The organism is Vibrio misgurnus (assembly GCF_029635775.1).
Classification (GTDB): domain Bacteria; phylum Pseudomonadota; class Gammaproteobacteria; order Enterobacterales; family Vibrionaceae; genus Vibrio; species Vibrio chanodichtyis.
Genome location: NZ_CP113241.1, coordinates 604,375 through 617,808, shown reverse-complemented (window position 1 = coordinate 617,808; position 13,434 = coordinate 604,375). Strand labels below are relative to the sequence as shown.

Annotated in this window: 10 protein-coding genes; 5 read left to right on the top strand and 5 right to left on the bottom strand. The window is 50.8% G+C overall.

Features of this window, described 5'->3' with window-relative positions; translation table 11 throughout:
* Positions 1-91: 91 nt before the first annotated feature.
* The 3 genes from panE to csdA are packed head-to-tail and all read left to right on the top strand — an operon-like array spanning position 92 to position 2,782.
* On the top strand, positions 92-976 hold the full coding sequence (gene panE / locus OOK74_RS02915; RefSeq protein WP_278183103.1) for a 2-dehydropantoate 2-reductase: 885 nt from the start codon (positions 92-94) through the stop codon (positions 974-976).
* A gap of 2 nt (positions 977-978) precedes the next feature.
* A complete protein-coding gene (locus OOK74_RS02910) occupies positions 979-1,584 on the top strand; it encodes a DJ-1 family glyoxalase III (RefSeq protein ID WP_278183102.1) in 606 nt (201 codons plus the stop codon).
* Positions 1,571-2,782 carry a cysteine desulfurase CsdA gene (gene csdA / locus OOK74_RS02905; RefSeq protein ID WP_278183101.1) on the top strand — a complete coding sequence of 404 codons (1,212 nt, stop codon included), beginning with the start codon at positions 1,571-1,573 and terminating at the stop codon, positions 2,780-2,782. Before OOK74_RS02910 ends, csdA begins: the two co-directional genes overlap by 14 nt.
* A gap of 102 nt (positions 2,783-2,884) precedes the next feature.
* Here csdA and csdE read toward each other — a convergent pair whose 3' ends face one another.
* From csdE to mltA, 3 genes are all read right to left on the bottom strand, one after another.
* Positions 2,885-3,316 carry a cysteine desulfurase sulfur acceptor subunit CsdE gene (csdE, locus tag OOK74_RS02900; protein WP_278183100.1) on the bottom strand — a complete coding sequence of 144 codons (432 nt, stop codon included), beginning with the start codon at positions 3,314-3,316 and terminating at the stop codon, positions 2,885-2,887.
* On the bottom strand, positions 3,313-4,137 hold the full coding sequence (gene tcdA, locus OOK74_RS02895) for a tRNA cyclic N6-threonylcarbamoyladenosine(37) synthase TcdA (RefSeq protein ID WP_277206263.1): 825 nt from the start codon (positions 4,135-4,137) through the stop codon (positions 3,313-3,315). The genes csdE and tcdA overlap by 4 nt, the downstream gene beginning before the upstream one ends.
* Before the next feature lie 110 nt (positions 4,138-4,247).
* On the bottom strand, positions 4,248-5,354 hold the full coding sequence (gene mltA, locus OOK74_RS02890; protein ID WP_278183099.1) for a murein transglycosylase A: 1,107 nt from the start codon (positions 5,352-5,354) through the stop codon (positions 4,248-4,250).
* Between the two features lie 280 nt (positions 5,355-5,634).
* Here mltA and argA point away from each other — a divergent pair, with 280 nt between their 5' ends.
* Both argA and OOK74_RS02880 read left to right on the top strand, forming a co-directional pair.
* Positions 5,635-6,972 (top strand): amino-acid N-acetyltransferase, encoded by a 1,338-nt coding sequence (argA, locus tag OOK74_RS02885; protein WP_277206265.1) that lies wholly within the window; start codon positions 5,635-5,637, stop codon positions 6,970-6,972.
* Positions 6,973-7,240: 268 nt separating this feature from the next.
* Positions 7,241-7,426, top strand: coding sequence for a hypothetical protein (locus OOK74_RS02880; RefSeq protein ID WP_278183098.1), 186 nt, complete (start codon positions 7,241-7,243; stop codon positions 7,424-7,426).
* 29 nt (positions 7,427-7,455) lie between these two features.
* Here the strand turns inward: OOK74_RS02880 and recD are convergent, their stop codons facing one another.
* Positions 7,456-9,594 carry an exodeoxyribonuclease V subunit alpha gene (gene recD, locus OOK74_RS02875; RefSeq protein ID WP_278183097.1) on the bottom strand — a complete coding sequence of 713 codons (2,139 nt, stop codon included), beginning with the start codon at positions 9,592-9,594 and terminating at the stop codon, positions 7,456-7,458.
* Positions 9,591-13,250 carry an exodeoxyribonuclease V subunit beta gene (gene recB, locus OOK74_RS02870; RefSeq protein ID WP_278183096.1) on the bottom strand — a complete coding sequence of 1,220 codons (3,660 nt, stop codon included), beginning with the start codon at positions 13,248-13,250 and terminating at the stop codon, positions 9,591-9,593. Before recB ends, recD begins: the two co-directional genes overlap by 4 nt.
* Positions 13,251-13,434 lie beyond the last annotated feature (184 nt).

The following is a 13,434-nucleotide window of genomic DNA, read 5'->3' as shown; positions in this document are numbered from 1 at the left end:
TTCTAAATGGCGCGACTTCGCGCCATTTTTTATTGCTTTCCAAGCACTCGTCGCTATCCTTGGCACATTAAATATTGGCTAGGGAATAAAGATGAATATCGTGGTACTTGGCCCGGGGGCGGTGGGGGCTTTATGGGCGCTGCATTTGCATGGTGCGGGGCATCAAGTTTCATTATGGAGCCGTCAACCTCAAGCACAAGTCACACTGCAACTCGATGATGGCCAACCCGTAACCTTTAACAATCAAAATCTAGCCGCTCTCGCCAACGCCGATCTAGTGCTGATCACGGTTAAAGCATGGCAAGTGGCTGCTGCCTTAACCCCGTTATTAGCCCATCTCCAACGTGAAACCATCTTACTGTTTATGCACAACGGCATGGGGGCCGTCGAAGCTTTACATTACTCAATCGCCGATTTCCCAATTCTGCTCGCCACCACAACTCATGGCGCACTCAAAACGACGATAAACCAAGTCCGCCATACTGGTTTAGGTCAAACCCAAATCGGTGCCAATAATCCTCTCGGAGCACGCTGCGATTTTATTGCTGAGGTTTTACAGCACGCACTCGCGCCAGTGACATGGAATCCAGATCTTCAACCTGCGCTATGGCATAAACTTGCGATCAATTGTGCAATAAATCCGCTCACCGCTATTCATCAATGCCAAAATGGTGCATTAGCGGCAGCTGAATTTACCCCGACTATCACCGCGATTTTAGATGAAGTCACTGCGGTGATGCGGGCAGAGTCGATCGCCTTTGACGATGCCGCGCTACGCACATCGGTTTATCAGGTGATCAATGCCACCGCAGCGAATTACTCTTCCATGCAGCAAGATATTTTTCACCAGCGACCAACTGAGATAGACTTTATTAACGGTTACGTAGTCGCTAAAGCCAAGCAGCATGGGATTGCCACCCCGGTCAATCACAAACTGTATACGCGAATCAAACAGCGAGAGCAGAGTTGGAGTTAAGTATGAGTAAACGAATTTTAGTGCCCATCACCCACGGTAGCGAAGAGATGGAAACCATCATCATGGTCGACACTTTAATCCGCGCGGGTTTTAAGGTGACGATGGCCGCACTGGGTGAAGATTTAGCCATCCTTGGTTCACGGGGGATTATGCTGATGGCTCAGCAAACCCTCGCCACTGTCTCAAGCGAGGATTTTGATGCGCTAGCACTGCCAGGTGGCCTTGAGGGAGCACAAACCTTTGCCCGTAACGCCGAGCTACTCACACTGATCGACCAATTTCAGCAACAAGGTAAATTGGTGGCTGCAATTTGCGCCACACCGGCATTAGTTCTGGCCACACAGCAGAAATGGCGTGGCGCTAAGATGACCTGTCACCCCAACTTTTTTGAGCAAATCCCAGCCGCACAGTTAAGTCGTCAACGAGTCTGTTACTCTGCCACACAACATTTACTCACCAGTCAAGGGCCGGGTACTGCGCTAGAGTTTGCTCTCGCCATCATTGCGCTACTGGCTGGTACAGAGCTGGCTCAACACGTTTCCGCACCGATAGTACTTCACTCTCAACAACTGACCGAACTGTTAGGTTTTATTGATGCTCAATCTTGATGCAATCCGCGCGCAATTTCCGGCGCTGCACCAAACTGTCAACGGTAGCCCATTAGTCTACCTCGATAGCGCAGCCACCAGCCAAAAACCACAATCTGTGATTGATGCACTCAGTCACTATTACAGCCAGCACAACGCCAATGTACATCGCGGTAGCCACAGTTTAACCGCGCAAGCCACCAGCCAATTTGAAGCGGCGCGTGAGCAAGTCGCACAGTTTATTGGTGCGCCAAGCAGCAAAAATATTATCTGGACCCGCGGTGCGACCGAAGCGCTCAATCTGATTGCGCAAAGTTATGCGCGCAGCACATTGCAAGTCGGCGATGAGATTCTGGTCAGTGAAACCGAACACCACGCTAATATTGTGCCGTGGCAGATGGTCGCCGAGCAAACCGGCGCCAAAGTGGTCAAAATCCCGATGACGCCTAATGGCGAATTTGGCTTTGCCGCCTTTGCGCAATTGCTGTCGCCACGCTGCAAAATTGTCGCTCTCGCCCATATCACCAATGTCACGGGAACTCGTCAGCCGATTGAAGCGGTGATCCAAGCCGCGCATCAACAAGGCGCAGTAGTAGTGGTCGATGGCGCGCAAGGCATTGTCCATGAAGCGGTAGATGTCAGCCGTTTGGATGCGGATTTTTACGTGTTCTCCGGTCATAAACTGTATGCTCCGGCTGGGATTGGGGTGTTGTATGGCAAAACGGCGCTTTTAGAAGCGATGCCACCTTGGCACGGCGGTGGGAAGATGGTGGAGAAAGTCTCGTTTGCTGGCACCACCTTCACTGGACTGCCCGGCAAATTTGAGGCCGGCACGCCGAATGTCGCAGGAGCGATTGCTCTCGCCACCGCGATCGCTTGGTATCAGAGTCTTGACCGTGTGGCTGTTGAAGAGCATTTACACCAGTTGCAGCAGCAGGCTTACCAAGCTATCTCATCGATCGAGGGGATCCGCGTACTTGGTTATCAACCCAACGCCAGTGTGCTGAGTTTAGTGATGGAGGGTGTGCATCATCAGGATCTGGCCACTTTGCTCGATCAGCAAGGGATTGCCGTGCGTGCGGGGCACCATTGCGCCCACCCGTTAATGGATGCATTTGGCGTCAAAGGCACGGTGCGGATTTCTTTCGGGGTGTATAACAATCGACAAGAAGTAGAGCGTTTGATCGCCGCGATCCATAAAGCGGTCGATCTGCTGTAAAGGTCTGTGTTATTGGCAGACTTAGCGTCATTCGCAATTAATACCATTAGCCAAATAGCCTCATCATCATGAGGCTATTTTCATTAAACAGCACGAATTCGATTAATTGAGCGCTTTGGCTTGCATGGACGCGACTATCGCTTGCAAACCATTACCGCGTGATGGGCTTAAATGCGTCAGCAAACCAAGCTCAGCAAAGTAGTCATCCATCGAAAATACGCGGATCTGTGCTGAGGTTTTGCCATTGAGCGCCGCCAGCACAATCGCAATCAAACCGCGCACAATCCGTGCATCGGAATCGGCGCAGAAAAACCACGGCTCACCTTGCCGCTCTGCCACTAACCACACTTCGCTTTCACAACCAGAGACGAGAACTTGCTCACTTTTCAGTGCATCAGGCATCACGGGCAGCAATTTGCCCCATTGGATGATCTGCCGATAGCGGTTTTCCCAACCGTGCAAAGTTTGCAAAGTCTCTAAGATGGTTTGAGCCGTGATGACATCCCCAAACGGATGGGCTGTAAATGGACTCATTGAGTTATCGCCTTTACTTGATGCTTTTTCAGCAACTTATCAACAATACGTGCCACTGCGACAAAACCAAAGGTAGCCGTCACTACCGTCGCAGCGCCAAACCCGCTGGCACAATCCATCCGTTTCGGGCCTTGTGCGCTGGATTTGCTGGCACATACCGAACCATCCGCTTGCGGGTATTTAAGTTGCTCAGTCGAGAACACACAATCAATCCCAAATTTACGCGCGGAATTGGTCGGAAAGTTGTGCTGCTGACGCAAGCGATCTTTAAGTTTTTTCGCCAGCGGATCTTGAATAGTCTTGGTCAAATCGGCCACCGTGATTTGCGTTGGATCAGTTTGCCCGCCCGCCCCACCGATAGTGATCACCTTAATTTTATTACTGCGACAATACGCCAACAGTGCCGCCTTGGCTTTTAAGCTATCAATCGCATCCAACACATAATCAAACGATTGGCTTAGATAAACATGCTGGTTATCCGGGGTGATAAAATCATCAATCAAATTGACTTTACACTCAGGGTTAATGAGTTTTACTCGCTCCGCCATCACTTCGATTTTGCTCTTGCCAATCGTACCCGTCATGGCATGGATTTGCCGATTGATATTGGTCACACAGACATCATCCATATCAATCAAGGTCAGCTCACCAATTCCGGTTCGCGCCAAAGCTTCAACCGCCCATGAACCGACACCACCAATCCCAATCACACACACGTGCGCGGCACGTAAAATGTCAACTTGGTCATAACCATACAAACGGCGCGTACCACCAAACCGTTGGTTGTAATTGTCGGAGGCTGCAGTATCCAGTTCACGCATAACGCATTTCCACTCTAGCTGAAAAATAAAGAGTGCGATTTATACGCACTCTACATAAAAATGTCCAGTTTGCTCGCGATCACCACAGACTAAGCAGCTAACGGCAGAACCTATTGCTGCTTTTCTGGCGGTAAAGCCCATGGCGCTTGAGTGGGCGAGTTATCTAACCCCAGCTTCCACACCCGACCAAAATGCTTATAGTGCCCCGCCTCCAAGCCAGCACGCGGCCCCATGCCATGATATAAGTCGAGATGGTTTTGTTTCACCGCACCGCCGGTATCAAGCACAATCAATAAACGTAACTGATGTGCACCAGACCAAGTGCCATCGGCATTCAGTAGCGGTACTTCAGCCAAAATCGGCGTCCCCATCGGCAAAATTGAGCGATCACCAGCGACCGAGGCCATCGGCAACAGTGGGATACCAGCACTACCGGTTACCGGAGCCGCCGCGCGCGGTTGAAAGAAAACAAATGAAGGATTTTGTTCCAGCAGTTCACGTACTGTGGCTTCATCATTCGCTAGCACCCAATCTTTGATCGCTTTCAGCGACATCTGCTCACGCGCCACCAAACCACGCTCAATCAGCACTTTACCTATGCTTACATAAGCTTTGTTGTTTTTACCGGCGTAAGCAAAATACTCCAAGGTGTCATCATCTTCAAAATGGACAAAGCCACTGCCCTGCACTTCCATGATAAACGGATCAATTAAGTTAGCCGCATAGCCAAGCTCTAAGCCTTGCCCCTCTAACGCACCTTGATAAATTTCGGCTCGGGTTGGACAATTTTGCTGGCAATTAGGCAATCCATACACTGGGTATTTGAAGACATCATCAGCTTGATGACGCAGCTCCATGACTGGCGAAAAATACCCCGTAAACAACACATTACCTTGCTTATCACCACCACCGAACTGCGCAGCCTGAATACCAAACTGCCCCAACGTGGTCGGATCGCCACTTTGTAATACCCACTCATTCAACTGCTGATACAAGGGTTGATAGATTTTTGCCATAGAAGCAGAGCCTTGCACCACCTGCTCACTCTGTTTGCTGAATTCGGTGTAGTCACGCGGCGTATTGGATTCCACCACATCCACTCGATTTAAAATGTGCGGGAAATGAGCTTGGTGATACTGCTGAGCACGATCGGTATTTGGTTGAGCACAACCAAATAACAGCCCTAAGCTCAGCACAGAAAGAAGACGTTTACTCACAAAATTAACCCATAGTTTGAATTTGCCAAGAGCATGACAAACTCAGTTGAACAGTGCAATTAACCTTAGACCAATCACGATGATTTTTTGCACTTTCTAACAATTGAACCCGTATCTCGATAACCCATCGCCGATTGTCATATCTCTGTTTTTTATTCCGATTAATCTACACGCGGCAACTCCTGAAATCGGAGCTAACGCCCAAGTAGATAAAAAACTTGCCGAACGAAGAATAAAAAGTCATTATTTTAGCATATTTAAACAAATGGAATGTTTAGCCGTGAAAATTCGTAGCACCGCTCTCGTCAAAGGATTTCGTCAATCAGCGCCGTATGTGAATGCCCATCGTGGCAAAACCATGGTGGTCATGCTCGGTGGTGAGGCGATTGCCGATAGTAATTTCGCCAATATCATTAGCGATATTGCCCTGCTGCATAGCCTTGGCGTAAAAATTGTGTTGGTGCACGGTGCTCGGCCACAAATCAATAAAATTCTTGAAAAAAATCATCGTGATACTCCGTATCACAAAGGCGTGCGCATCACCGATGAATCCTCGCTAAGTTTAGTGATGCAAGCGGCCGGACAACTGCAACACGCCATCACCGCGCGTCTTTCAATGAATCTTAACAATACGCCGATGGCGGGGGCGCAGCTTAACGTGGTCAGCGGTAACTTTATTATTTCGCAACCACTCGGGATCGATGAAGGCGTCGATTACTGCCACAGTGGGCGGATCCGCCGGATTGATGTGGAAGGCATCAATCGCATGCTGGATTTAGGCTCAATTGTTCTGCTCGGCCCTATCGCCAGCTCAGTCACCGGCGAGTGTTTTAACCTGCTTTCCGAAGAAGTCGCCACTCAAGTCGCGATTAAGCTCAAAGCCGATAAGCTGATCGGTTTTTGTCCACAGCAAGGCATCATTGATAGCAAAGGCAATGCGATTGCTGAATTATTTCCCAGTGATGTTGAACGGCTAGTGGAAAAAATGGCGCAAGAGTGCCCGGCCAATGATGAAGATTGCTTTAGTACCCTACGCTTCTTGCGTGCCGCTTTAAAAGCCTGCCGAGCGGGTGTACCGCGCAGCCACTTAGTCAGTTATCAACAAGATGGCGCATTGCTGCAAGAGCTGTTTTCATTTGACGGGATCGGTACGCAAATTGTGATGGCCAGTGCTGAGCAGATCCGCCAAGCCACCATCGATGATATTGGTGGGATTTTCGATCTGATCCGCCCACTTGAAGAGCAAGGGATTCTGGTCCGCCGCTCCCGTGAGCAGCTAGAGCAAGAGATCCATAAATTCACCATTATTGACAAAGATGGTTTAATCATCGGCTGTTCGGCACTCTACCCTTATCCTGAAGAGCGCATGGCGGAAATGGCGTGCATGGCGATCCATCCGGAATACCGTGATGGCCATCGTGGCTTGCATTTACTGCTGCACAGTAAACAGCAAGCCAAACAGATGGGTATCGATGATCTGTTTGTGCTCACCACACACAGTACTCACTGGTTTCGTGAACAAGGTTTTAATGAGGTGGATGTCGAAGCGCTGCCAGTGGCAAAACAGCGTCTGTATAACTATCAACGTCGCTCTAAAATTTTAATGCTCGCGCTTTGAATCGAGTATGCCGCCTCTCATCAGACGCCATAAAGGCAATGAAATGCATAAATAATCAAACGGTAATTACTGCCGTTTTTTTGTGCGTTTTTGCTTTTATTTTGTGCGCAAGATCGCTAAAATGCGCCAACTTGATTAAATACCGTTCAATCAAGTCGTTAGGATTAGGCGCTTGAACACTGGGTGATGTGATCACTCTCATCTTGTGGTTAGCGCCACGCATGGATTGCTTTTACTACTAAATTCAGTACCTAAGAGCAAATCGTCAATGAAAACTGTTATTTGTAACTCGCTACAAAGTTTTTGGGATATGGCAGACGCTGATTTTCTGGCTGGCGTGCATGTGCATTGTGTATTTCCCGCCTCTGAGAGCCTTAAGATGATGCTGACCGAAGCTTGTCAACGCCACCAAATCCGTAATATCACCTTTACCAAAGCGTTCTCCAATCTTTAATGCCCTACCGCCACGGATTGGCGGAGCATTTACTGCTGTAAACGCACCACTAAACCACTCGCCCTTTGGGTACTCAGTTTAATCGCCCGCTGTAACACTGACGGTTCGCAATACAATTTCAGTTGCTGTTTAGCTCGTGTGACGCCGGTATACACCAGCTCGCGGGTCAAAATCGGGCTATGCTCTGGCGGTAAGATCAACAACGTTAAATCAAATTCACTGCCTTGCGATTTATGAATTGTCATCGCATAAGCGGTTTCATGCTGAGGAACTCGGCTCGGCAACACCGCCTTGATGCTGCCATCGGGCAGTTCAAAATAGACTTTGAGTCGACGCAGCTCATCCCCATCATCGCGCAAACACAAACCAATATCACCATTGTAGAGCCCCAAGCCATGATCGTTACGCGTGACCATAATTGGTCGTCCGTGATACCAAATTTCTTCTTGGCTTTTGATCAGCTTATGCGCATTGAGTGCGCGTTCAATGCGAGTATTTAAGCCTGCCACCCCAAAATCACCTTCGCGCAATGCGCACAGTAATCGACAGCGACTAAAGGCATCCAGTGCGGCTTTGGCCAACGTGAGCATATCTGGAGTACTGGCTGGCAACGCCGCTGAATTTAAATGAGGAGATTGGATCAAGCTTAAATAGGGGCGATACGCTTGTACTAAGGTGTGCAACAGTTGCTGATAATGGGTACCGCTTAAAGCAAAATGCTCGATATCACTAAACTGCTGCTGCCACACTGCGTTAACTCGCGCTGGCACACCGCTATTGATCGCTTTGGCCAACTGCCCAATCCCTGAACGCGCATCAAAGCGGTAGCTTTTTTGCAGCATGCACAGACAATCCGCCAGTGGATTCACGGCATGACTCGCCGCAGGCTTCAAAGTGGTAAAGCCAGTCAATGCCGCCAGTTGCGTACCCTGCTCTGCGCTATAACCTTGGCTGATGAAACTGCAAATATCCCCTAAGACGGCACCAGCCTCAACCGAGGCTAACTGATCTTTATCGCCGAGCAAAATCAAGCGAGCATGTTTAGGCAGCGCTTCTAACAATTTGACCATCAAGGGTAAATCGACCATCGAGGCTTCATCGAGCACCAATAAATCCAGATGCAGTGGATTGTGCGCATGATGGCGAAACTCGGCACTGCCTGGGATCGCCCCTAACAAACGGTGAATGGTACTGGAACTGCTGGGGATTGCGGCAGCGATCGCCGGCTCAATCGCCAACTGACTGATGGCTTTACCCATCGATTCAGTTAAACGTGCCGCCGCTTTGCCAGTAGGCGCAATCAATTTAATCTCCGGTACTTTACCTTGCGCGAGACTCTGGCTGATCAGTGCCGCCAATAACTTAGCTACGGTGGTGGTTTTGCCCGTGCCTGGGCCACCAGAAATCACCGCAAAACGGCGGGTCAGCGCTACAGCAGCGGCGACTTTTTGCCAATTTAGGCAGTGCTCAGGCGCAATCAGTTGATCTAACGCTTGCAAATCCGCGGCGCGCTGCGCCTTTGCCAGCACCGCTTCAATCGCTGACCAATCGAGCAATTGTGGTGCAACAATATCTAACCGATCACTTAGCCATTGAATACGTTCAACCGCGGTGAGCGACGAGGATGAGGAAGCTTGCAAAGCCTGCCATAAGCCGACGTAGTCGCGAGCAAATAAGATATCAAGCTGCGCGCGTAAACGAGCCAATTCGCTGCTGGTTAAACGACAAGGGGTCGCCAATTCAGTCAGGCGGGCAGCCAACTGAGTTTCATAATGCCAGTAGCGATGCAGATACAGCCTTGTGCCATCAAACATTAAAGGAACCGCTTCACCTTTGTGCCCAACAAGAGGGGAAGCTTGCAATAGCGCTGACCAATCCAACGCCAACCAGCGCTCGCGGTGCGGCACACTTGCTGCGCCATACCACCCGATCAGCACCGCTAAATCGCAGCGATGGCCATGCGCATCGTTCAACGGTAAACAAATATGACCACGACCTAACTCAGCACTCAGTGCAGCAGACAGGACGCTCAACAGCTCACTTTCTGCCGCACTGTGCCCAGCCAATGCGGCTTGTTTCGCGATAAAGCGAGCAAACTGCACATCCAAAGGACGTAGCGCGCCTTGGGCCTGCAAACGCTGCGCGATTTCACTCTGCCAAAACATCATAAATCAAGCTCCATCTGCCCGGCTTTACTGGCTCTTTGTGCCAGCTCGCGCCCGGCAATCAATCCATCCAACTCATTTAACAAAGCCAAACTTGGCTTGGTATGAAACACACCTTGCTCGGTGCTGCCATCCATACCGCGTAAAAACAGATAAAACACTCCGCCGAAATGTTGTTGATAGTCGTAATCCGCTAAACGGCTACGCAAAAATCGGTGCAGGGCTAACGCGTAAATCTGGTATTGCAGATCGTAACGGTGTTCGGCCATAGCACTGCCCAAACGCTGTGGATGATAAGCCGCAGGATCGTCACCCAAATGGTTAGATTTCCAATCCAGCACGTAATAACGCCCTTGATATTGCACCACCAGATCGATAAAACCTTTCAGCATGCCTTGCACCGTATGAAAATTGAGATCGCCCGCTTGCGCGGAAAGCGGATCATGGCGCTGAATAATCCGATTGAGGCTGGCGGCATCTAAACCTTCTATCGGCAGTAAAAACTCCAATTCTGCTAGCCGCTGGGCCGCCGTGATCTGCTGTAAACGCAGCGCTTTGCCATCGAGTGGCGTGCTTAATACGGTATCGATCAACTGTTGCAGCACCGGCAGCCACTCTGCATCAATCTGCTCACTTTCGATTAAATCCAGAATAATTTGCGTATTGGCTGCACTGTGCGCCGATTGCTGAAAATCGACCTCTTCAAACAACGAATGCAAGAAAGTACCGGGACGTGCGCCACGTGGGAAATTGAAAATCGAACGTTCGACCGATTCAAGCGCCGCGCCATCTCGCTGTTGCGCGCTATCCTCTTGTGCACTGTCGAGATCAAAACCGCCCACGTCAAGCAGAGGGATCTCTTGCATCGGATCAGAGCGAGCATGGCTCGATTGCATTACCAAGCCTGAGTAACTGGTGACTCGCCAACGACGATCGATGGCTTGGCTTAACTCGCGAGCAGTCAGTTCGCGCTCGTCCAATTGGGGTGGTTGATACGCTTGCTCAACCCGCGGCGGCGGTGGAAATTGCATGACCACATCCGGCAGATGCTCACACTGTTTGAGCAGCGCTTGCTCTAGATCGGCAATCCCACCCGGCTGGCCATCTTGCAACAGATATCCCATCGCGCTGCGATGAGCCGAGGTTGGCTCTTGGCTCGAATTTCCATTACGCAGTGGGGCGATACCAATAAAGCAGCCATACACTGCTCGAGTTAACGCCACATACAGCAAACGTAAATCTTCCGCTAAGCGTTCTTGATCGGCTTTGGCTAACGCCTCCTGATTACCGGTTAAATCAACCCAAGTCGTGGCCGACTCGGCATCGTAATATTTACCCTCGCTACTCTCGCGATAGCTCATTGCAAATGGCAAAAAGACCAGCGGATATTCAAGCCCTTTCGATTTATGAATGGTGACGATCTGCACCAAGCGGCGCTCAGACTCAAGCCGCTGGATCTGCTCATCACTGGCGCCAAGTCCTAACTGTGCATCGGCCATCGCTTGAGTCAGAAAACGCAGCAAGCCCTGATCGCTATCAATATCACGCGTCGCCTGCTGCAACAATTCACTGAGATGCAGGTAATCGGTCAGCCAACGCTCACCTTCCGTTTCCGCTAACCAACGTTCGGCAATATGGCGCAGGGTCAATACTGCTCGTAACATTGGCAGCACACCGCGCTCACTCCACAACCAGCGATAGTGGCGAAACTCGGCAATCAACTGCTCCCACTGGTTTTCATCGTTATTCAATCCATCCAGCTCGCTGGCGGTTAACGCAAACAGATGCGAAGCAACGGCGGCGCGCAATAAACGCTCATCTTCCGGTTGCCACACCGCCAGCAGCAAGCGTTGCACATCTTGCGCTACCTCACTGGCAAACACGCTGTCACGGTTAGACAAATAAACGCTAGCGATGCCTTGTTGGCTAAGCGCATCGCGCACCATACGCGCTTCATTACCGGTGCGCACCAGCACCGCTAAATCACCCGCATCAATCGCAGTACCGCGATCAACAGTACCGTGTTCAAAGCTGGCCTCACCCGCCGCCGAAGCGCTTAAAATATGCTGGATCTGCGCGGCACAGGCCTCGGCCATTTGCGCGTAGTAGTCGGTTTTACTGTGCGGTTTCTCAACATCTTGTGGCCACCAATAGGTCAAAGCCGGCTGCACTTGCCCTGCCAGTGTCCAGTGGCGCAGATCGGCACTCGGGCTCGCCGCCACCGGTAAAAATGGAATATCGTGACGGTAAATAAACGGATCGCTGGCCGAGCTGAACACGTGGTTAACCGCCGCCACCATCGCGGTGCTGGAGCGCCAGTTAGTGCCCAAAGTATAGTGAGCACTCACCTGATTGCGCGCTTTGATGTAAGTGAAAATATCCGCGCCACGGAAAGCGTAAATCGCCTGTTTCGGATCACCAATCATCAGCCAGCCGCAGTGCGGATGCTCAAGATACAAGCGGCTGAAAATGCTGTATTGCAGCGGGTCGGTGTCTTGGAATTCATCGATCATCGCCACCGGATAAAGCGCGCGGATCCGCTCCCCAAGCAACCCTTGCTGATCCTGATCTAACGCCGCGCTGAGTTGGGTCAGTAGATCATCAAACGAGAGCCAATGTTGCGCAGATTTGGCTTGTGCCAGCCACAGGCGACAGTGGTGGATCGCATGCACCAACAGCGGGGTTTTGAGTGATACTGGCTCGGCAACAAACGCTTCTATCCGTTCAAACAGCGCTAATTGTGGCGGATTGCCTTGCTTCGATTTCGCCAGCAGCCCGCTTTGAGTGAACTCTTCAAGCTCTGAGGGCACGTGCAGATCTTGCGTTTCACTGTGTGCCCAACTATCCAGAATCGGCACCCGGCGCAGCAGCGCATTTTGGCTATTTTTATGCAGATCCGAGCTGGCTAATACTGCGGCTATCTCATCACTCTCACTTAACCAGCGCTGCTTTATTTCGCCAATACGCGCCATCTGCGCTTGTTGCAGTGCGGCCAAATCTCCTGTCATTAATGGCGTGGTCAGTTTGACCGGCGGCCCAGAAAGATAACCCGCAATCTCAGCCAACAGTGCAGAGGGAGCTGGCCATAGGCGATGCACTTCATTCGCCAGAGCCATCGGCAGCGGATAAAATTGTCGGCGCCAATAATCGGCCACCACTTGCGCTTTAAGGCGACTTTCATCCGTGATGAATTCGTTTGCAAAGCGACTGCCCGATTCAAAGGCATTTTGGGTCAGCATACGTTGGCAAAAACCGTGGATGGTGAAAATCGCCGCTTCGTCCATCTGCCGCTCAGCATTAAGCAATAAAGACACCGCTAAGCTGTGATCGGTAAACTCCTCAAGTAAGGAGTGGATCAGCGGATCGTCACTGGCACCGCGTGCAAAAGCGAGGCGAGCATCGTGCAAGCGACGACGGATACGATCACGCAGCTCGGCGGTCGCAGCAGCGGTAAAGGTCACCACCAGAATTTGATCCACGCTGAGCGGCTGAGCGTGACGCGTCTCACCGCTGCCATGGCCAAGTACCAGCCGCAGATAAAGTCCGGCAATGGTGTAAGTTTTTCCAGTTCCGGCCGACGCTTCAATCAAGCGAGCCCCATGCAAGGGAAAACGCAACGTATCCAGCGTAACCGCTAACTTATTTGAATCGGCACTCATCAGCCTTAATCCTTATCCTTTCCACACAGATGTGACGCAAGACAAATATTTCTCTGCGCTCAACCCAAAACCGTTATTGAGTATGAGCTTATGGGATCCACTTCACGGCACCAGCCGAAGCAGCACTTTACACTGCGCGCAGGTTAACCCATTACTGGGTTGCACAAGAATTGTGGTCCCTCTG